The 18953-nt window shown below is 56.0% G+C and carries 20 protein-coding genes and 1 other RNA gene; 12 read left to right on the forward strand and 9 right to left on the reverse strand.

What is annotated here, in order from left to right; all coding sequences use genetic code 11:
• Positions 1 to 69: 69 nt before the first annotated feature.
• From ACOYW2_RS29345 to ACOYW2_RS29360, 4 genes are all read left to right on the forward strand, one after another.
• Complete coding sequence (locus tag ACOYW2_RS29345) at positions 70 to 369, forward strand: hypothetical protein (protein ID WP_482414687.1); 300 nt, start codon at positions 70 to 72, stop codon at positions 367 to 369.
• A gap of 429 nt (positions 370 to 798) precedes the next feature.
• Complete coding sequence (locus tag ACOYW2_RS29350) at positions 799 to 2949, forward strand: CHASE2 domain-containing protein (protein ID WP_482768904.1); 2151 nt, start codon at positions 799 to 801, stop codon at positions 2947 to 2949.
• A gap of 15 nt (positions 2950 to 2964) precedes the next feature.
• Positions 2965 to 3477 carry an SH3 domain-containing protein gene (locus ACOYW2_RS29355; protein ID WP_482421131.1) on the forward strand — a complete coding sequence of 171 codons (513 nt, stop codon included), beginning with the start codon at positions 2965 to 2967 and terminating at the stop codon, positions 3475 to 3477.
• A gap of 6 nt (positions 3478 to 3483) precedes the next feature.
• Positions 3484 to 4164, forward strand: a complete 681-nt coding sequence (locus ACOYW2_RS29360) for a M48 family metalloprotease (protein ID WP_482768905.1) — start codon at positions 3484 to 3486, stop codon at positions 4162 to 4164.
• 974 nt (positions 4165 to 5138) lie between these two features.
• On the opposite strand, the gene ACOYW2_RS29365 is transcribed toward ACOYW2_RS29360, so the two are convergent.
• The 5 genes from ACOYW2_RS29365 to uxx1 all read right to left on the reverse strand — a co-directional run bounded on the left by ACOYW2_RS29365 (position 5139) and on the right by uxx1 (position 9402).
• Positions 5139 to 6350, reverse strand: a complete 1212-nt coding sequence (locus tag ACOYW2_RS29365; protein ID WP_482768906.1) for a diaminopimelate decarboxylase — start codon at positions 6348 to 6350, stop codon at positions 5139 to 5141.
• Positions 6343 to 6843: an SET domain-containing protein-lysine N-methyltransferase gene (locus ACOYW2_RS29370; RefSeq protein ID WP_482768907.1), complete on the reverse strand. Its 501-nt coding sequence runs from the start codon at positions 6841 to 6843 to the stop codon at positions 6343 to 6345. The genes ACOYW2_RS29365 and ACOYW2_RS29370 overlap by 8 nt, the downstream gene beginning before the upstream one ends.
• Positions 6844 to 6901: 58 nt before the next feature.
• Positions 6902 to 8035, reverse strand: a complete 1134-nt coding sequence (locus ACOYW2_RS29375) for a DNA-methyltransferase (protein WP_482768908.1) — start codon at positions 8033 to 8035, stop codon at positions 6902 to 6904.
• A 357-nt stretch (positions 8036 to 8392) separates the two neighbouring features.
• Entirely contained in the window at positions 8393 to 9043 is a 651-nt protein-coding gene (locus ACOYW2_RS29380; RefSeq protein WP_180137187.1) for an LOG family protein, read from the reverse strand.
• Positions 9044 to 9183: 140 nt separating this feature from the next.
• Positions 9184 to 9402 (reverse strand): UXX-star selenoprotein family 1, encoded by a 219-nt coding sequence (gene uxx1, locus ACOYW2_RS29385; RefSeq protein WP_482414693.1) that lies wholly within the window; start codon positions 9400 to 9402, stop codon positions 9184 to 9186.
• Between the two features lie 208 nt (positions 9403 to 9610).
• Here uxx1 and ACOYW2_RS29390 point away from each other — a divergent pair, with 208 nt between their 5' ends.
• From ACOYW2_RS29390 to ssrA, 5 genes are all read left to right on the forward strand, one after another.
• Positions 9611 to 9865, forward strand: a complete 255-nt coding sequence (locus ACOYW2_RS29390; RefSeq protein WP_482418839.1) for an HPr family phosphocarrier protein — start codon at positions 9611 to 9613, stop codon at positions 9863 to 9865.
• Between the two features lie 339 nt (positions 9866 to 10204).
• Positions 10205 to 10636: a phosphoenolpyruvate-utilizing N-terminal domain-containing protein gene (locus ACOYW2_RS29395; RefSeq protein ID WP_482421135.1), complete on the forward strand. Its 432-nt coding sequence runs from the start codon at positions 10205 to 10207 to the stop codon at positions 10634 to 10636.
• Positions 10633 to 11967: a phosphoenolpyruvate--protein phosphotransferase gene (gene ptsP / locus ACOYW2_RS29400; RefSeq protein ID WP_482421136.1), complete on the forward strand. Its 1335-nt coding sequence runs from the start codon at positions 10633 to 10635 to the stop codon at positions 11965 to 11967. Before ACOYW2_RS29395 ends, ptsP begins: the two co-directional genes overlap by 4 nt.
• Before the next feature lie 132 nt (positions 11968 to 12099).
• The gene (gene smpB / locus ACOYW2_RS29405; protein WP_180137184.1) at positions 12100 to 12573 is read left to right on the forward strand and encodes an SsrA-binding protein SmpB; all 474 of its coding nucleotides are present in this window, start codon (positions 12100 to 12102) and stop codon (positions 12571 to 12573) included.
• 158 nt (positions 12574 to 12731) lie between these two features.
• Positions 12732 to 13132, forward strand: a transfer-messenger RNA (tmRNA) gene (gene ssrA, locus ACOYW2_RS29410).
• 96 nt (positions 13133 to 13228) lie between these two features.
• Here the strand turns inward: ssrA and ACOYW2_RS29415 are convergent.
• Both ACOYW2_RS29415 and ACOYW2_RS29420 read right to left on the reverse strand, forming a co-directional pair.
• Positions 13229 to 14479: a tyrosine-type recombinase/integrase gene (locus ACOYW2_RS29415; RefSeq protein ID WP_482768909.1), complete on the reverse strand. Its 1251-nt coding sequence runs from the start codon at positions 14477 to 14479 to the stop codon at positions 13229 to 13231.
• 73 nt (positions 14480 to 14552) lie between these two features.
• On the reverse strand, positions 14553 to 14825 hold the full coding sequence (locus tag ACOYW2_RS29420; RefSeq protein ID WP_482767121.1) for a hypothetical protein: 273 nt from the start codon (positions 14823 to 14825) through the stop codon (positions 14553 to 14555).
• A 220-nt stretch (positions 14826 to 15045) separates the two neighbouring features.
• Between ACOYW2_RS29420 and ACOYW2_RS29425 the strand changes: the two genes are divergently transcribed.
• The gene (locus tag ACOYW2_RS29425; RefSeq protein WP_482768910.1) at positions 15046 to 15447 is read left to right on the forward strand and encodes a hypothetical protein; all 402 of its coding nucleotides are present in this window, start codon (positions 15046 to 15048) and stop codon (positions 15445 to 15447) included.
• A 133-nt stretch (positions 15448 to 15580) separates the two neighbouring features.
• On the opposite strand, the gene ACOYW2_RS29430 is transcribed toward ACOYW2_RS29425, so the two are convergent.
• Entirely contained in the window at positions 15581 to 16528 is a 948-nt protein-coding gene (locus ACOYW2_RS29430; protein ID WP_482768911.1) for a ParB/RepB/Spo0J family partition protein, read from the reverse strand.
• Between the two features lie 22 nt (positions 16529 to 16550).
• Positions 16551 to 17291 carry a ParA family protein gene (locus tag ACOYW2_RS29435; protein WP_482768912.1) on the reverse strand — a complete coding sequence of 247 codons (741 nt, stop codon included), beginning with the start codon at positions 17289 to 17291 and terminating at the stop codon, positions 16551 to 16553.
• Positions 17292 to 17698: 407 nt separating this feature from the next.
• On the opposite strand from ACOYW2_RS29435, the gene ACOYW2_RS29440 reads away from it, so the two are divergent.
• Together ACOYW2_RS29440 and ACOYW2_RS29445 are read left to right on the forward strand one after the other, a co-directional pair.
• Positions 17699 to 18331, forward strand: a complete 633-nt coding sequence (locus ACOYW2_RS29440) for a hypothetical protein (protein ID WP_482768913.1) — start codon at positions 17699 to 17701, stop codon at positions 18329 to 18331.
• A gap of 12 nt (positions 18332 to 18343) precedes the next feature.
• Positions 18344 to 18931 carry a hypothetical protein gene (locus ACOYW2_RS29445; protein WP_482768914.1) on the forward strand — a complete coding sequence of 196 codons (588 nt, stop codon included), beginning with the start codon at positions 18344 to 18346 and terminating at the stop codon, positions 18929 to 18931.
• The last annotated feature ends 22 nt before the right edge of the window (positions 18932 to 18953 follow it).

An 18953-nucleotide genomic window follows, 5' to 3' on the forward strand; every position in this document is an offset into this window, starting at 1 on the left:
TCACCGGAGTGAACAGGGCTTTGTACCTGGCGGTCGGGCCCTAACCGACGGGATCTTTTAGGAGGGATCGTGACACAGATCGAACTGGACGTGAGCCGTCACTGCATCGCCAGCGAGGTGAAGAGGCTCCATAATCGTCGTATCTCCGATTACTTCAAGGGACGCGGAAACAAGGAGTCCCTGGAAACCCAGATAGCGCTCCTTACCCGGGCGCTGGAGGAGTTGGACCTGCCGGCCCTGAGGGGCAAGGATGCCCGCCTTGCAGGGGGGGAGGCCGTTGATGTGGTGTTGAAAGGCGTCGAGGGCAAGCCCCTTGCCATCACCGTCTCCGGGGAGCCCGTGGACCTGTCGGGGGTTGAGCGGGGCTGAGGCCGCCCCGGCTTTCTTTACCCTGTATATTTCACGAGTCGAGTGCACCCATAGCCGCAGGGTGGCGGCATCGCCGTGTCAGGCATCAGCAAAAAACAGCCGGCACTATTTCAGCGGAGCCTGGGAAAACTTACCTGACATCTTTAATTGTTCTACGTTTAAACGTTTTGTCCCCGGCAGGACCGCCGCCGGAGAGGCACACCTGTGCCATCGCTTTTAACATACGATGCGGGGTTCTTAGCACGTCAATGGAATCGTCTCGGTGCGGCGGTTTTTTGCTGCATGGGATGCCGTGTGTTGTGACTCGGGTCACTGGAAAAATCCGGGATTCGGGCTATACTTTGTTTGTGTTCATGCCAAAAAGAGGCGCCGGGTTTGTCGGTCGGGTGCCTGGAAGCGGGATCGGATGCGTGTGGGTAAAGGAGGGGTATGGAGACGGTAAAGAACTGGCCGGCCATGGTGGCGGCCCTGGCCACTGCCTGTGTGGCGACCCTGGTGGTGGGGCTTTTTTCATTTTCCCCTGTTTATCAGAACATGCGTCACGCAGCCTTTGATGCCGCCCTTCGCATGGTAACGGACGAGGGCACGGCCGACCCCGATATGGTGATGGTGGCCATTGACGACGCCTCCATCCGCAACCTGTCCGAAGCGTATCATGTGAACTGGCCCTGGCCCCGTGAATTCTACGGGGTGGTGACCCGCTACCTGGCCGATGCCGGTGCCCGGGCCGTGGTCTTTGATATGCTCTTCACGGAAAAAGAGGTGGACCGCCTGGACGTGGACGCCGAGTCTTCGGAGCAGGCCTTTGCCCAGGCCATCCGGGAGTCCGGCATCGTGGTGCTGGGGTCGGTGGTGTCCACCAACGGCGACGGCCGGTTGTCCGATGACGGGGCCATGGTCTTTGAAAACAGCGGGATGCTCAAGCTGCCGCCATACCACAGTATCACCATGCCCATTGACTCCCTTGGGGCCCATGCCACAAACGGCGTGGTGAATTTTCTGGCCGATGACGACGGCACGGTGCGGCGCATGCCCCTTTTTTTTCGGGTGGGGGATCGCCTCTACCCCCAGCTCGCCTTTGCCGCCTACCTGGCGGTGACCGGCGATGAGGTGGTGCGCTACGACCCCCGGAAACGCGAACTGGTGACCAGGAACCGCACCTTTGCCCTGGACGCACGGGGCAACCACATCGTGTACTGGCATGGCAAGGGGGGGAGTGGCGGGGTCTACCGCTACGACAGCTTTTACGACACCCTGCGCTCCGCGGTCCAGGCCCTGGGCGGGGAGACGCCGGTGATTGCCCCGGAGGCATACAAGGACAAGGTGGTGGTGGTCTGCGCAACGGCTCCGGGCCTCACGGATTTGAAGACCACTCCCTTTACGGCCCTGGCGCCTTACCCCGGCGGTGAGATTCAGGCCACCCTTCTGGACAACTACCTCAACGGCCATGGAATTCGCGGTTTGGGGTTTGTCTGGCTGGTGCTTTTTTCCTTTACCGGCAGCTTTCTGGCGGCTGTGGCCTTTACCTCCCGATCGTTTCCCGTGGCGGCCCTGACCAGCGGCGTGCTCCTGCTGGTGCCGCTTGGGGGCAGCTGGGTTCTGTTTCGCTCGGGCGCTGTTGCCGCGGATTTTCTCTTTCCCATGGCATCCCTGGGGCTTTCCGCCTCGGGCGCTGCGGTTTACCGCATGGTCACGGAAGGGGCGGCGCGCCGTCAGATTCGGACAGTTTTTTCCCGGTACCTGCATGAGGACGTCATCAATCAGCTCATGAAGGACCCGGACAAGGTCTCCTTAGACGGGGTGGAGTGCCACGGCACGGTGTTGTTCACCGACCTCCAGGGGTTCACCACCTTTTCCGAGGACAAGACGCCCAAGCAGCTCATCAAGGTGCTTAATGACTATTTCCAGGTGGTGACGGACATCGTGCTGGACCAGGGAGGCCTGCTGGATAAGTACACCGGAGACGGGATCATGGCGGTGTTCGGGGCGCCGGTGGACCGCAAGGACCACGCCCGGGCCGCCTGCGAGGTGATCCTTGCGTTTCGCCGGGAAAAGGTGAACGAGATGATTTCAACGGACAAGGGCAACATCCTGACACGCATCGGCATCAGCAGCGGGCCGGTGGTGGTGGGGAACCTTGGCAGCACCCGACGCATGGATTTTACCGCCATCGGGGACACCGTGAACCTGTCGGCCCGGCTGGAGGGCGTGAACAAGGCCTACGGCACCACCAACATGCTCTCGGAGCAGACCTGGGAGCAGGTGAAGGACGAATACGTGTTCCGGGAGCTGGACTGCATCCGGGTCAAGGGTAAGAACAAGCCCATCCGGGTCTTTACCCTGGTGGACCGCCTGGAGCATGTCACGGACCGAATGCAGCAGGTGGAAGACGCCTTTAAAGAGGCCCTCTCCGCCTATCGACAGAAGATGTGGGACGATGCCATCTCCCGGTTTGAGAAGGTGCTGGCCCTGGACCCGGACGACAAGCCCAGCGCCGCCTACATCGACCGGTGCAGGCTTCTCAAGCATACCCCCGAGCTGGTGGACGCAGACGGGGTGTTTACATTTAAGACCAAGTAATCTCATGGAGGGACCATGAAAACGATTCAATGCATGACAGCGATGCTGGTGATGCTCTTCTGCGGCGCGGCCTTTGCCGAGACCATTCAGGTGTCTTCCGCCTCCCTGCGGCAGAACCCCGGCTCGTTCTATCCGGTGGTGTCAGTCCTGAACAAAGGGGACGAGGTGACCATTCTGAAGACCCACGGCATGTGGCGCCGGGCAAAGACCGCGGACGGCCAGACCGGGTGGGTGTCTGAAAACGCCTTCAAGGCCCAGGGTCGCTCCATCGATTACGGCCTCATGGCCCAGGACACCTCGGGACGGCGCATGGCAACGGTGATGGTCACCGCTGCGGTGAAGGGCTTTTTTGAAAACAGGGTGCGTACCGGCAACCTCAACCGGGCTCTGTTTGAGGCGCCCTTTGTGCGATACGTGACCCCCGAAGGGTACGGGGCGTTCAAGGAAGAGACCTTCAGGGGCCGCCGGTCCCACGGGTATTTCCTTTCGAAAACCCCGGTGTACTCCGCAGCCTCTTTCGATCCTTGAGACACCGTGGCGGTGAGCGCCTACATCACCGGGCGCCTTGCCGCCCCGGGGCTGGTGACCGACAGGGCCCTTGTCTCCTACGTCAACAACGTGGCCCAGCTGGTGGCAGAGAGCTCGGAGTTTTATGATCTGCCCATCAGTGTCCATGTGGTGGATACGGATGCCATCTTTGCCAACGCCACCCCCATGGGAGTGATCCTCGTGTCCAGGGGGATGCTGGATATCATCCGCAGTGAAAATGAGCTGGCCTGTCTCCTGGCCCACGAACTTTCCCACGTGACCCTCCAGCACGGTGCCATCGAAACCGAGGCGAGGAAATCCAAGATCCATGCAGAGGATGCCTTCGCCGAGATGGACGATGAGCTGGGCAAGGATGAGGTGGAGCAGGAACTCGATGACCTGGCCATGGACATGTACGAACATGCCATCAGGGGGCGCAAAGAGGTCTACGAGATGGAGGCCGACGCCCGCGGTGTGCTCTACGCCAAACGGGCGGGCTACGATCCCTCCGGCATGGCCACGCTTTTGACCCGCCTAAGGCGCGTCCAGGCCGATGTGCCCTGGGACGAAGAGCCTTCCCACTGGCTTCCCAACTCCATGGGCCGCAGGATCAATGCCCTGCCCAAAAAGACGCCGTCAGGGGACTACGTCAATTTCGGCAGCCGGTACAACCGGATGGTGCGTTGAAAGAATTCTCCAGACTATTTGAATACATCAGGCCGTGGATGATCCCATTATCCCACGGCCTGTTTTGTTTTGGGGGGCTATGGGGGAAGAACCAGGCACCATGGTGGAACCGCAATGGGCTTCGTCTTTTGACGAGGTTAGGCCTTACTGGCTCGTTTTGAATAACGCTTGGCAGTGACCTTAAAAAAACGAGAAAGACCAACTGAATATGGATCGCCGCACTCCGGTGCGGCTTTTTAGGCCGTCGCTACCCGTGCCGCACAGGAGTGCGGCGCTCCAGGGGACAAAGGTTTTCGGGAGGGATGTACATACGCCCATGTGCCAAGCGGTGATCAAGGCCGATACTGCCTCCGCAGCCGACTAGGTTCCGAGGAAAACGGTACCCGGTGCTTCCAATGCAAGGGGAGGTCTCCGATCTCGTTGCTTAAAGGCTTTGGATAGGACAAGGCGGCACGCTGAACGACATCCTGTAGGGCGCACTCCGTGCACCATGGGTGAATGGCCACCGACTTTGTCTTTTGGCGGGGCTATACCTTGATAAGGATCGCTTTGGATGACGCTTGGCGGTGACCTTAAATAAACCCGAGAAGACCGACTGAAATGGAGCGCCGCACTCCGGTGCGGCTTTTTAGGCCGTCGTTACCCGTGCCGCACAGGAGTGCGGCGCTCCAGGGGACAAAGGTTTTCGGGGGGGATGTATATACGCCCATGGGCCAAACGGTGATCAAGGCCGATGCTGCCTCCGTAGCCGACTTGGCCCCGTCGTTCCCAGGCTCCGCCTGGGGATGTTTTTCGGAGGTTCTGCCTCCATGCTGGCAAGGCAGAGCCTTGCGTCAAACATTCCCAGGCAGAGCCTGGGAGCGAAGAAAAGATCCCGTCCTTAATGTCCTTGCGATTTGTCCTGAGGAACGAAGGGCGAAGCGCAAGGGCAATATGCTTTCGAGGTGGCTCACCTCGCCGCCGGAGGCACGCTTTTAAAAAAGCAACACCTCACGGAACTGGCCGCGCATGCAGTGGTTGGAGCTCATGGAGGAGGCGTAAGCCCCGGCGTTGATGAGGGCCAGGGTGTCTTCCTCTTCCACAGGGGGCAGGGGGAGCCCTTCGGCAAAGAGGTCAAGGGCTTCGTTGATGTTGCCGGCAACGGTTGCGGAAAGGATGGGGCCTTTTTTGAGTCGGGTGACAACCGGCTCGAAGGGGAGGCGGTAAAAGGCGGGCTCCACGGCGATGTTGAACCCGCCGTCCACGCCAATATAGCGGGTGGATCGCCGGGTCTCCACGGTGTTGGCGGTGAGGAGGAGTAGGCCTGCGTCTTTGGCGATGTAGTCCCCGGGCTCCACCTCGATTGTGAGGCCGGAATCTCCGAAGACCCGCTTGATGACAGCGGCCCATTGGCCAAGGTCCAGGGCGGTGTCTGTGGGGGTGTGGGGCACGCCCAGGCCGCCACCCAAATTAATGGTCCGCAGGCCGGGGATTTTCTCGGCAAAGGTTTTGGCCTCTTCAAGGATCTGTTCCCATGGGGCGAGCTGATCGCTTAAGTAGCCGCAGCCGGTGTGGAGGTGAAGGGTGGTGACGGCGAGTTTGTGCTTTGCAGCGATTTCAAGGGCTTCGTCAAACTGTTCGGCGTAGATGCCGAATTTGGTGGTGCTCTTGCCGCTGTAGCGCAGCAGTGCGTTGTCCCCGTAGCCCACGCCCATGGCCGGGTTGATGCGCAGGCCGATGTTCCGCCCCGGGGCCCGCGTGCCCAGGCGGCGCAGGGTGCTTATGGCGTCGCAGTTGATGTGCAGCTTTTCGAACCGGGCCAGGGTGTCCAAGTCCTCATTGGAGACGGCTGTGGCCGTGTAGGAGATATCGGACTCTTTGAATCCGCATCCCATGGCGTGCATCACCTCTTCCGGGGAACAGGCGTCGATGCAGCAGAGTCTTTCCGTGGCCATAAGGGTGAGGATGGGCGCGAACCGGTTGGCCTTCATGGCGTAGTGCAGGCGATACGGGCGTCCTGTGGTCTCCAGTGCCTGGCGGAGCCTGGCAAGGTTTTCCCGGATGCGTGGGGCGCTGTAGAGAAAGGTGGGGGTGCCGAAGCGCCGGGCCAGGGATTGCACCTTTTTTTCTGCAAAGCGAAGGTGCCCTTTGTCGTAGCAGAGCCCTTGGCGTTCCCACCAGAATGGGGTGTGGGAAGAATCAGGCATGGGCGTAGACTTTCTTGGCCGGAGTGGCGAGTTTCAGCCCTTCGAGGTAGGCGTATCCCTCTTCGCTTGGGGCCTCCAGGCGTCCGGTGATCCACTTGCGGCAGTTGTCGGCCTCACAAAGGCAGGGGAACTGCCTGTAGAGGACGTCTTCGGTGGAGGTGTAGTCCATGGTGAGGGCTTCACCCGGGTCGATGTCCTTGAGGGCCCACATGGTGAGGGTCTTCATGTCCAGGGCCACGTTGGGGTCGCAGGCGTGGAGGAGGTAGCCCACAAAATGGGGATCGTGGAGGTGTTTTGTGGGGCTGATCTGGAGGGTGTGCAGCCGGATTTCGTCGAGGACCTCGCCGGTGAAACGGGCCATCATCTCCCCTTTTTTGAAAGCTCGCCTGGTAAAAAGACCGAATCCTTTTTCATCACCTTCCGTGGAGACGAAAAAATCCTTCCGCGAGGGGTATCCCTCTGGGTGCTCTGTGGTGTCTGGGTATATATGCATGCATCCTCCTGAAAACACGGATCGGGGTGTGGTGAAAACCTGTTTTCATTGGTTGGGTTTAGGTAAACAGTGCCATCTGTGTGGCACCCTTTTCTTCGGGGGCCTCATCTGTTCCGGTGAGGGGCGACGGCTTGGGCGCCTTTTGGCCCGGAACAAAGGGGGCGTGTTCAGCGCTGAAGCCGGCCCCGTTTTTTTCGACGGATACGGTCACCGGCAGGGTCATCCCCTTTTCCTGGGCGGTGACCACGGGCAGCTCCCAGGCTTCATGTGTATGTTTGATCGCTTTTCCGGACGCCAGCCTTTCATCGACAAACCGCACATGGTCCTCGTACCTGCTTCGCGCGATGGTGTGCGAAAGGCCGGGTGCCTGTGTGGCCCGGGCATCGAACATGGGGGCAAACCCGCTGTCGATCTCATAGGAGATGCTGTTGCGGCCGGTGGCAAGGGCGGCCTGCATGGTGGTGCCTGTCCCGGAAAACGGATCCAGCACGGTGTCTCCCATGGCAGAGTACATAAGAATGAGACGCAGGGGCAGCTCCAGGGGGTAGGCGGCGCTGCGTTGCCTCAGGGCTGTGTCGCCTGTTTCCTGGCGTACGCCGGAGATATCGCTCCAGGTGTCCGAATACCAACGGTTTCTCTCTTCCCAGAAGATGGCCGAGGCCTTTCGAATCTCCTTGTCCGGGCCGCTTTTAAAGACCCGTTTGCCGCCGTTGCGGAAGAGAAGAATGTATTCGTGTTCCTGGGTGACATAAGCTCCTGCAGGAAGCATGCCGGAACCCATGAATTTATTGGGTGCGGTGCTTACCTTGCGCCAGAGGATTTCGGGCAGGGGGGTGAACCCCCTTTTCAGCATGGCCATGGTGATGCGCGAGTGGTTGGGGTAGATGGCGAACTCCCCGGCGATGGTTCGGGTGGCGTCGCCCATGTTGATGGCAACGAAACCTCCCTTTTTCACCACGCGGGCCAGCTCGTCCCAGACCGCATCCAGGATGCCGTGCATGGCCTCGAAGGCCTCCATGCCCCGGCCCTGGTCAAGGGCCTCTGCCACGGCGGGGTCTGCGTTGGAGAGGGCCTCGTCCCACATGGCAATCATGGGGTACGGGGGGGAGGTGACCACCAGGTCGACGCTGTGGTCCGGGGTCGCCTCCATGGCGGCGGCGTTGAGAAAGTGAAGGGCGTGGGTGGTGTTCATGAAAATGTACTGCCTTATATGTCGAGCCCGTGCAGGCACAGGCGTTGTCGGGTGTCGGGCATGGGGCCGTAAAGCCCCTCGGGCTCGGTCGTCTCTGGTCCGGCCAGGAAGACGCCAGCCTGTTTTTCCGGTCTGCTTATTTGGGGTTATGCTGGGGTTGTCCGTGGTTCGTTTCGGTGTGCGATGTGTTTCATGTGTCTCATAAACAGACGGTACGTGTATCAGGTTGTGGCTTGTGCCACAACGCCGGAATCACGGAAGGGGGCGCGGGGTTGTGTGCCCGCTCGCTGGGGACGGGGCTGCCGCCGGGGCCAGGCGGCTGCATGAGCCGCCTCGGGGGCTGGTGTGCCTCGCGGATTAATCCTTGTTGCTTGCCTTGACGAACTCAACGATCTCTTCGGGATCGTCGGTGAGCTTGATGATATCGAGGTCCCCTTCGCTGATGGTGCCTTCCTCGAGCATGCGGGCCTTGATCCAGTCTATGAGGCCGCCCCAGTACTCTGTGCCGAAGAGGACCAGGGGCAGGGGCATGACCCGCTGGGTCTGGATGAGGGTCACCGCCTCGAAGAGTTCGTCCATGGTGCCGAAGCCGCCGGGCATGATGACATAGGCCGAGGCGTACTTGACGAACATCACCTTGCGGATGAAAAAGTAGTTGAATTCCACGCAGATGTTGGCGTAGGGGTTGGGCTTCTGCTCAAAGGGCAGGTTGATGTTGAGGCCCACGGACTTTCCCCCGGCCTCGGTGGCGCCGCGGTTGGCCGCTTCCATGATGCCCCCGCCGCCACCGGTGATGACGTTGTACCCGTTCTTCACCATGAGGGCCGCAATCTCACGGGCTTTTTCGTAGTAGGGTGTCCCCGGTTTGGTGCGGGCCGAGCCGAAGATGCTTACGGCAGGGCCCAGGTCATGCAGTCTGTCCACCCCTTCCACAAATTCGCCGATGATGCGGAACAGTCTCCAGGATTCTTCAAGTTTGAACTCTTCGATGACGTACTGATGCTTCATGGTATTACTCCTCATGTGGTGAAACGCAACGTCCGCTCAACTGGGCATTCCAAAAGGGGTGCCGGGCCGCTGGGCCCTTGGTTGATGTGCAGACAGGCGATGGGGTGCTCCGGCAACCTGCCGGAGTCGTCTCAGACCCGTCAGGTTTTTCCCTGCCAGCCGACGGAGACCTCTCCGTCGGTGTCGATGACCGGGATTTTTCGCCCGCCCCCGGAGAGGGCGAGCATTTTATCCATCATCTCCGGGGATTTGAGGACATCGATGTAGACCACATCGTTACCCCGTTCTTTCAGGGCGTCGACGGCGGCCCGGGTAAAGGGACATTTGTCTTTGCCGTATATGGTGACCGAGTGCTTCATGGGATCAGCCTCCTTTGTTGATGAACCGGTTTCAGCGAATATGCGGGTAAACCCAACCCCTTGGGATTGTTTTTAATCTGGAAGAATCTCGACGTTTTTCAATTTGACACAAGGGGGTGCTGTGTGCTAATAATGTCCGGTATTTTTCGTTGGACCGGGAAACCGGGCTGTTACGCATCATTTCCTGAAGGTAAGTCATATCAAAGCAATTTCAAGAAAAACAACGGTAAAAAGTGAATTGGGCATCCACGCTCGGCCTGCCGCCATGATTGCAAAAGCCGCGGCTGAGGCGATGGGGGAGGTGTGGCTGGTTCGTGATGGCGAAAAGGCCGACGCCACCAGCATCATCGATATCCTGACCTTGGGCTGCGCCTGCGGCACCGAGGTGGAGATCGAAGTGGAAGACGCTTCCGACAGGCCTGTCCTTGATCGAATTTTCGAACTCATCGAGGATGATGAGTGAAGACCCATCGAGGTCGATGAGTGGTTCCCCGCCCCGGCCGTCCGGCCCGGGGAGATACGCATCAAGCGTGGTCCGCGGCGATACTTTTTCAACTATTCATTCATTGATTGACGTTTCCCTCCAAGGTGTTTTGACACCAAAGGCCGTTTTCCGTTTAAGTTGGCGGACGGCTTGGTGTATAACACCATGAGGTGCGCTCGCCGGGAGCCCGATCCTTTGGGTTGGGCCGTGGTGTGCGAGTGTCAACACCGGGCGTTGCAAGGCCCGGGCAATACAACGTGAACCGGCACCACGACGTGTGCAAGGTTACGAAAAATTAAGAAGAGCAGATCTTTACCCATGGCAGACAAAGGTTCAGATACAGTATTGAAGGGCATCAGCGGATCACCGGGGATCTGCATCGGCCAGGCTTATCTCGTGGATCGGGAGGGCGTGGACGTTGTGGAGAAGTACACCGTCCGACCCGAGAGCATCCGAGACGAAGTGAACCGTTTCAAAACAGCGGTGAAAAAGTCCGAGGACGAGCTCATCGAAGTGATTGAAGAGCTCCCCGAGGAGCTCCATCATCACCTGACGATCCTGGAATCCCATCTTGCCCTGTTCAAGGACAAGATGCTTTACGAACGGGCCATCGACGCGATCCGTGACGAAAGCATCAACGCGGAGTGGGCACTGAAAAAGGTGGCCACCCGTGCCAAGGCCATGTTCCAGGACATTGCCGACCCTACTGAAGGCGGCGGCGGCGGCCGCAAGACTCGGATCGCATCATGATGAATCTCGTAGGGGTCGACGCCGTGAACATCGGCAACATCGACAAGCGGGTGGTCCTCGTGGCCAAAGACCTGACCCCTGCGGACACCAGCCGCATCCAGCTGGAGCGCGTCAAAGGCTTCGTCACCGACCGCGGCGGGAAAACCTCCCATACCAGCATCATCGCGCGGACCCTTGAGCTGCCCTCGGTCATGGGCCTGGGCAACGTGTCCGCCCTGATCAAGAACGACGACATCATCATCGTGGACGGCAACGACGGGCTGGTCATCATCGACCCCTCGGACGAGACCCTCCTCGAGTACGAAGAGAAGAAGCTGCGCTACGAGACGCGGCGGGCCAATATCAAGCGCCGGAGCAAGATTCCCGCCACCACCGTGGACGGGGTGACCATCAAGCTCATGGGCAACATTGAGCTGGCCGAGGAGATCGTCTCGGTGATGGACTACGGCGGAGAGGGCATCGGCCTGTTCCGCACCGAGTTCCAGTACCTGAGCCGCTCCCATTTCCCCACGGAAGAGGAACTCTACGAGCAGTACCGGGAGGTGGCCGAGCTCATCTTCCCCGAGCCCGTGGTGATCCGGACCCTGGACATCAACGGGGACAAGGCCCTGGCCTACGCCCGGGAGAACGATGAGGAGAACCCGGCCCTGGGGCTTCGGGCCATCCGGTTCTGCCTCCAGCGGCCCGATGTGTTCATGACCCAGCTCCGAGGGATCCTGCGTGCAGCCGCCTTCGGCAATGTCCGGGTGATGTTCCCCATGATCTCCGGCGTGGAAGAGGTTCTGGAAGCCAAAAAGATGCTCAAAGAGGCTGCTGCCCAGCTCGAAGCCGAAGGGATTCCCTACAGCGAGAACTTCGAGATCGGTATCATGGTGGAGGTTCCCTCTGCCGTGGTCATGGCCGAGCGCCTGGCCGACGAAGTGGACTTTTTCAGCATCGGCACCAACGACCTGACGCAATACACCCTGGCCATTGATCGCGGCAACCGCAAGGTGGCCCATCTTTACAACTCCCTTCACCCTGCGGTGCTGCGCATGATCAAGCAGGTGGTGGATGTGGGCAAGAAGCACGGCGTTAAGGTGTGCATCTGCGGCGAAATGGCCTCGGAGCCCGCCAACATGCCGGTGCTTCTGGGCATGGAGCTTGACGAGCTCTCCATGACGCCCCAGTCCCTGCCCATGGTCAAGGAGATGGTTCGAGGCCTGAGTTTTTCCGAGTCCCGGAAGTTTGCAGCCAGGGTTCTTGAGGCAACCACCGTGGACGGCGTGGCCTCCATGATGGACGAGTTCGTCTACCCCGAAGAAAACGAGAACGGTACCGCTTCGGCGTGATGCCTTCGGCCGCCTGTGCGGCTCCCATGAGAAACCGGTGCCGCATAGGCGGCCACCGGTTTTTTTCGACCGCATCTCTGTATTCAGGGCCATGCGGGATCAGCCACCATAAGGTGGGCAAGGACAGCGATTATGGCAGAAAAGAGCACCCGAACCATCGCCAACAACAAAAAGGCGCGGTTCAACTACGAAATCACCGATCAGTACGAGGCCGGCCTGGTCCTGGTGGGCTCCGAGGTAAAATCCCTGCGCGACGGGGCCGTAAACCTCAAGGAGTCCTATTGCAAGATTGCGGAGAACGGCGAGCTGTTCGTCTATCAGATGAGCATCTCCCAGTACCCCTTTTCCTTTCACTCCAACCACGACCCCCTGCGCCCGAGAAAGCTGCTCCTGAACAAGAAGGAGATCCGCAAGATCTCGGACATGCTCAACATCAAAGGGTGCTCCCTGATTCCCTTGAGCATTTACATCAAGGGTAACCGCATCAAGATGAAGGTGGGGGTCGGTCGTGGCAAGAAGCTCTACGACAAGCGCCAGACCCTGAAAGAGCGGGACGCCAAGCTGGAAGTGAACCGCATGAACAAGCAGAAAGACTATTCGGATTAACACGCCCGGGTTGCAGCGCAAGAGCGCCGCGCCCGAAGATGCCTCCGGAATCACCCTGACCATTGACAGGCCGCCCCGGATGCATTACCTTACGTTTGATCTGAGCCACCCACCTCACAGTTTCAGATCAAGTCACATCTCTTATGAAGCCAATTTATGGGGGCGTCCTGGGTTCGACTGGGATATGAGAGCTGTTTGACTGCACTCCGAGGATGATCGTTGGCCTCGTTAATAATCGATCACAACATAAATGCAGACGATTATGCATATGCGGCAGCTGCTTAGCAGTTAATCCGCAAAAAAAATGTATCCTTCGGGATGCACGTCACCTGACCTTCTCACTTAAGACCAACGTGGCGACACTCTAATGTGATAGGGACCGGAAGCCTGGTATTCCACCACCTGGCGGCGTCCGGAACCGAAATTAATGCTGCAAGGGGACGTTCAGGGGACCGAGTCAGCGGGTAAAACCTGGATGTATTTGGATGCTGACTATGAGTGTAGAGGTCTTACGGGGAATTATTTCAGGACGCGGGTTCGATTCCCGCCGCCTCCACCAGTTATAAAGCCTGTTAAATCAGGTGGTTAAGATAGTCTAAAAGCACCGTTTTTAAGCAATGTGGCGTAAAATGTGGAAGTTTTACGAGGGCCACGCTTAAGAGAGGTGCTTTTTTGCGTACATGCTTTCAAATTTCCCACCGTCATCCTTCCTCAGCGCCGGGATAAACCGGGCATACACCGTGTAAACCATCGTGAGATCCGAGTGGCCCAAGGTTTTGGCCACCCATCCGGGCTGTTCCCCTGCTGCCAGGGCCCAGGAGGCAAAGGTGTGCCGTATCTCGTACATCCGACGGTGGGCCATGCCTGCGCGCTGTTCGGCCCTCTCCCAAAGTTGGCGCATCTTATCCTGGTTGATGGGCCTGCCTGCCATGTTGAGGAACACATACTCACTCTTCAAGTGGGCGGTGAGCTTCTTCTGGCGCTCCAGGATCTCCCGCATGGCCGGGCGAAGCTCGATGCTTCGGCGGCTGCTCTCCGTCTTCAGGTCTTCCTTTTCAAGCCCCTTCACCCGGCTCAATTCGATCTCGATGTAATCGCCATCGATGGCAGACCATTTCAGGGCCACCTGTTCCGAAGGCCTGAGTCCTGTGTTGACGGCAAACTCAAAGTAAGGCTTGTACCAGGGCCGAATAAACCCCATCAGCTGCTGCCACTCCTCCATGGTGAAGGGGTTGACCTTGGATTTTTTCCGCTTGGGCATCTTCAGCGTGATGAACGGATCCGGCATGGCCCATTCATACTCGGCAAAGGCATCGGCCGTGATGGCCCGAAGCGGGATGAAGACGTTGTTCAAAGTGCTGGCCGCAAGGGGCTTGTCGTATCGGTTCCGCATGCCGGTGAGATGCGCCAGGAACCGCTTCATGGTCATGATTTTGAATTCTGAAAAGGGCATCTCTCCGAAGTAGGGCAGGAGATAGAAGTCCGCGATCTTCTGGTAATCGCGTATCTTTCCCACGGTCATGCCCGGCTTCATTTCCTTCATCCACTTTTCAAAGTAGCTGCCGAAGGTGATCTCCTCGGGCGTTGTGTTCAGCGTGCGCCCTTCCAGAAGGGTGAAGTGGTCCCTTTTCTTGCTGTACGGAAAGGTGTAGGCGAACTCGAACTCCCCTCCCGCGATCTCCACATGGATCTTGTCCAGGAAGAGTCTCAGCTTCTTGCGGTTTTCTTTGGTGTCGGCAAGCCCGGAGGGCTCCCTCACCCGTTCGTTTTTGTAAAAGAAATAGACATAGAGTTTCCCGCCTCGTTCGTAGACGGATCCTTTCTTGTTCTGATTCAGCTTGTCCCGCTTCCAGTCTTTCTTTTTCTGGTTGGGGAAGTCGATCAAAACGGCTTCGTTTCCTGTCATGTTGTATCCTTTCGTGCCACCTCCTTTCATCTGTATCAGCAAGACGATACAACACGGGGAAGGGCGATGCCAATTACATATTGATGAGGCAGCCTTCGGGCCTGGGAATGTTTTTGGTTCTCTTCTTTGGCGGTTCAGGTTTCGCATGAAGGCGCGCCTGGATCGCAGGCCAGTAAAAGAGCAGCACACCGGATATGCGGATGACTTCCACGCCCTGCTCAAATTTGCCGTCGCAGTTCCAGTTCAGGATGGTCTTGTGGCTGATCCGAAACACCTCGGCCAGCTCTTCTGCCGTCAGGTAATCTCTCTTCAGCTCTGCAACCAGTTTTTCGTTGATTCGCGCCACTGTTTTTCCTCCTTACGTCCGACGTGCATTTTAATCTCCAGAGTGTCTCCAGATTACGGGTGCACGCAACCCGTGGTGAGTTTGTATCTATCTATTCAACTTTCGCTTATGAGGTTGAGCTGGTTTTTCCTTGCTGCCTGAAAAGTTGACAAGTTGGTATAGGTTTTATTAGCTTGCCGTTGCGTCTAACTTTTAACTTTTATGATGTATGGTGGTTTAAATGGGATTGCTCGATAGTTTGCAAAAGCTAATCAACGAACACGGAAGCAGTACGATCCTCCGGGAGCGGTTGCTCCTCATCAAAGAGGAGTCGGACAAGCTCACGAATTATTGTCGCCATTTGAAGATGGAACTTGCCAAGTGCAAAGAAGAGAACAAACAGCTTCGAAAGCAGCTTGAAACCCAGGCGGTTACCGAGCAATTTGTTGAGTACCGAGGGGCATTTTTTAAACGCCGGTCTTCGGGTGCATATGATCCAACGGTTTATTGTCCGATGTGTCATGCGCCTCTGGGGTCCATGGAAGGCTTTTTTCCGTATGCGTGTGATCGATGCAATATCGAGCTTGATTTTAATGGCAATCAACTGCCGCAAATTTTGAAAGAGTTGTCTGAAATAGAGTGATTGTTTCTTCCGACCCTCCACCCGTTTCTCATTAATTCGCATCATCCTGTCCTTCCTCAATCTCTCACGCACATGGGGTCCTGGAGCAGTTCCTCCAGGGCCTCGTTCATCGCTTTCTTTGTTTTATGCTTGCTCACCAGCTTCCAGCCGCCGGTGTGGCGCTGAGTTCTTTGATCACATTGCCGTAGCCCAGCGTCCGGAAGATCCGAAAGCCAGCATTAAGGAGTTTGACCCGGCAGGAGCCGGTGAGGTTCAGAGGCCCTTCCTCCTGGTTCATCATGGACAGCGCCATGTTCGGGATCCGTTCAAGTTCCGTCTTCAGGTCCCGAAGGGCCAGGACCAGGGCCGCGGATTCATCCGGCTTGCATTCGGTCAAGTTCACCTTTCGGATTTCGTCCGTCAGCTTCTCCACCCGGGCGGTGGCCCTGGTTGCTTTGGATTTCTTCGTCTTGGGTGGCTTCGGTTCGTCCGTTTCGTTTGTTCTGATACCCGTGGCCTGATTGAATGCTGCCTCCATGGCTTCTGGCGTCTCCATCCGGGAGATGGCGATGAGGGCCCGTTTTGAGATGTCTACGTGTAGACATTTTTCCCGGATCGCCTCCGGCAGCTTGTTGAGGCCCAGGGTTTCGGTGATGTTGTTGCGGGACTTGCCCACAACCCGGGCCAGGTCCTGGTGGGTGTATCGGAACTCTTTCTGCATCCGGGCATAAGCTTCGGCCTCTTCCATGGGCGTGAGGTCCTGCCGGAACATGTTTTCGATGAGGCCGATCTCCGCCGGACTCCCCGTGGTGACGTAGCAGGGCACCGTGGCCATGCCTGCCATCTTGGACGCCCGCCACCGCCTCTCACCGCCCCCAATAAAGTATTGGTCCTTTTCAACGAAGATGCATAAGGGGGTGATGACGCCCTGGTGCCGGATCGACTCGGCCAGGGCCTCCAGCTCCTTATGGTTGAATACTTGTCGGGGCTGGTAAGGATTCGGCTTCAGGGCATCCACCGGCACGTTGAGAAAGCTGCCCTGGGGAAGAAGCTCATGGGATGAGGTCCCGGTCTCCCCGCCGAACCCGGCAGCGATCTTCACCCTTTTGTTGGCTCCGAGTTTTTCATAAGGCCAGGTACTCCTCGGTGAGGGCTGCATAGTCCTCGGCCCCGATCCCCTTGGGCGCGAATTGAAAAATGCTCTGCTCCTCGATGGCCGCCTGGAGCAGGGGCTCTGTTTTTCGGACCTTTGTGCGGAGCATGATTTCCCGGTACTGCGCCAGCTCGCCTTCCGCCCATTCATTGGTGCGCGTGGTGGTGCTGCGGTACATGGTGACAAACAGGCGCACGGTCTTTCCGGCAAGGCCGATTTCGGCGATCTTGTTATGGATGTTGGCGATCCCGCCGATGGAAAAACTCCCGTAGTCGCAGGGGATCAAGACATGGGTGGCCGCCACCAGGGCGTTGATGGTGAGAAGCCCCAGGGAAGGGGAGCAGTCCAGGAGCACGTGGTCATAATCCAGCCCCTGGAGGGCCTTGGCCAGCCGTGACTCGGAGAACAGCTCCGGGATCAACAGGTCCTCAGCACGCTTCAACGTCTCGTCCGCCGGGAGCAGATCCACAAGGCCGCCCAGGACATCCTTCACCACCGCCTCGGGGATCCCCGTCTCTTGGTGGAGCACATGGCTTGTTGTGTAGGCACAGCCCGAAGCAAAGGCTCCGGCGGCGCTGGTGAGGTTTGCCTGGGGATCCAGGTCCACAAGGAGAACCCGTTTTCCCGCCAGTGCGAGCCCGGCGGCCAGGTTGATGGCGGTGGTGGTTTTGCCCACGCCTCCTTTTTGGTTTGCGATGCAGGTAGTTATCATTATAAAGATTTCCTTTATTAGATCAGCTTAGGCTTTTCAGTTTAGCTGGTAGTCTCTTATAATTCGACAATAAAGATTTATAATCTATATGTCAAGAATCTCTGTTTAGGTGCTGATAATATGCTTCGGTATAAGCTTTTTGTTGTATGTTTGCTGAAGAGAGAAATTATTGGAATTTGAGATTTTATTTTGTGGTGTTACTGCATGGTGAACAATGTTAATTCTATCTTGCTCAAAAGGTGTATTTTTTATATAGATTTCATATAATATGCTCAGCTTGCTTGGCTTTCTTTTTGTTTTTTCTAAAAATAAATGGTTTATGATGTTTTATTGATGAGGTTGGGGGGGCTCCATGGGTATGTATGGAGAATGGTCATATGACCGCAAATTTAGGTGTTTAGAATAGAATGAAAACGCTGCTTTGCATTTTGGGAGTTGTGTCGGTTGTTATTGCCTTTATCAGTAACCTTAGTAATATCATTGCAAACTATTCTAAAAATCAAATATTCGTTATTAAATGTACTCAAAAAATACGCGATATCTATTATACGTTTCATATGCCCTCCTTTAGGGGGGATAATAAAAGAACTATATATATAATATTTGTTTTGGTCGTTGGGTTTTTATGTATGTATCTTATATTGGATAGCCATATTAAAAATCATATTGATAATGAGTTATCTGAAATTAGGGTAAAAAGAGGCAGTAGTGAGTTACCATTATCTGGAGATATAATAGTCTCCATAGGCAAACAAGATATGGCCGCAAGTATTTTAAGGCTGGAACCTAAAAAAACAAAAGCCCAAAAAAATTTAACTTTAAAAGTTAAAACACCATATGAGTGGAGAATAGAAAATAAATCTAATAGAAAAACGAAATATACTTTGCAAGTAATAAAGGAGGAGGAAGACAAAACTGCTGAGCATAAGAGCGTAGTTATCCCATCTGAAGAGAATATTGAATTAACTTCTGATTCACCAATTGAATTACTTTTTTTAACTGAAGATTCACCAATTGAATTACTTTTTTTAACTGAATAGGAGACGTGGGTTTTGAAAAAATATCTTGTATTTCTGATTGTTATGCTTCTTTCTGTAGATTGTTATGCTCAATTAAATTCTGAGAAGAGAAATATTAGGTCTATTAAAGACTTAGAGAACGAGTTGACTCGGCTTGAAAATCGTATAGATTCTATAGAGTCTAATTCACAAAAAAAAGTTGATGTTTTTACGCAACTAAATGGAAAGATGAAGTTTTCTTCGCAGGGGTCGGTTATTGCAAGTGGGGTCCAGATTGATTTGATTAAATGCAAAAAAGACAAGATGATTATATGTGAATTTAGGATAACGAGTCTGGAATCAGATATTGTTATTAATTTACATAATACTAGTACTATTTATGATGAAAACGGCTTTGAGGGTAGGATTTCACAAGCAGACTTGGCTGGTGTTAAATCAAACTTCAAAACCTATTTAGGAGTGAAAAAAAGACTAATTGCAAACATACCCACATCGGCAATTTTCAAATTTGCACTGCCAAACCAAAACACTCAAGCAGTGTCAGCTATGCGCTTGGCTATTAAGGTTGGTAGAAATGCTGTAGAAGTAGTGTCTATTAAAAACATACTTCTAACAGATTAAATAATAATACAGTTAAGGGTTA

It is taken from the genome of Desulfoluna sp. CLI2B, assembly GCF_056847375.1.

Coding starts and splice junctions, on each gene's coding strand:
- ACOYW2_RS29425 (WP_482768910.1), top strand. CDS start 15,046: ATGGGATTGCTCGATAGTTTGCAAAAGCTAATCAACGAACACGGAAGC.
- smpB (WP_180137184.1), top strand. CDS start 12,100: ATGGCAGAAAAGAGCACCCGAACCATCGCCAACAACAAAAAGGCGCGG.
- uxx1 (WP_482414693.1), bottom strand. CDS start 9,402: ATGAAGCACTCGGTCACCATATACGGCAAAGACAAATGTCCCTTTACC.
- ACOYW2_RS29375 (WP_482768908.1), bottom strand. CDS start 8,035: ATGAACACCACCCACGCCCTTCACTTTCTCAACGCCGCCGCCATGGAG.
- ACOYW2_RS29395 (WP_482421135.1), top strand. CDS start 10,205: ATGGCAGACAAAGGTTCAGATACAGTATTGAAGGGCATCAGCGGATCA.
- ACOYW2_RS29350 (WP_482768904.1), top strand. CDS start 799: ATGGAGACGGTAAAGAACTGGCCGGCCATGGTGGCGGCCCTGGCCACT.
- ACOYW2_RS29365 (WP_482768906.1), bottom strand. CDS start 6,350: ATGCCTGATTCTTCCCACACCCCATTCTGGTGGGAACGCCAAGGGCTC.
- ACOYW2_RS29435 (WP_482768912.1), bottom strand. CDS start 17,291: ATGATAACTACCTGCATCGCAAACCAAAAAGGAGGCGTGGGCAAAACC.
- ACOYW2_RS29380 (WP_180137187.1), bottom strand. CDS start 9,043: ATGAAGCATCAGTACGTCATCGAAGAGTTCAAACTTGAAGAATCCTGG.
- ACOYW2_RS29370 (WP_482768907.1), bottom strand. CDS start 6,843: ATGCATATATACCCAGACACCACAGAGCACCCAGAGGGATACCCCTCG.
- ACOYW2_RS29415 (WP_482768909.1), bottom strand. CDS start 14,479: ATGACAGGAAACGAAGCCGTTTTGATCGACTTCCCCAACCAGAAAAAG.
- ACOYW2_RS29355 (WP_482421131.1), top strand. CDS start 2,965: ATGAAAACGATTCAATGCATGACAGCGATGCTGGTGATGCTCTTCTGC.
- ACOYW2_RS29440 (WP_482768913.1), top strand. CDS start 17,699: ATGAAAACGCTGCTTTGCATTTTGGGAGTTGTGTCGGTTGTTATTGCC.
- ptsP (WP_482421136.1), top strand. CDS start 10,633: ATGATGAATCTCGTAGGGGTCGACGCCGTGAACATCGGCAACATCGAC.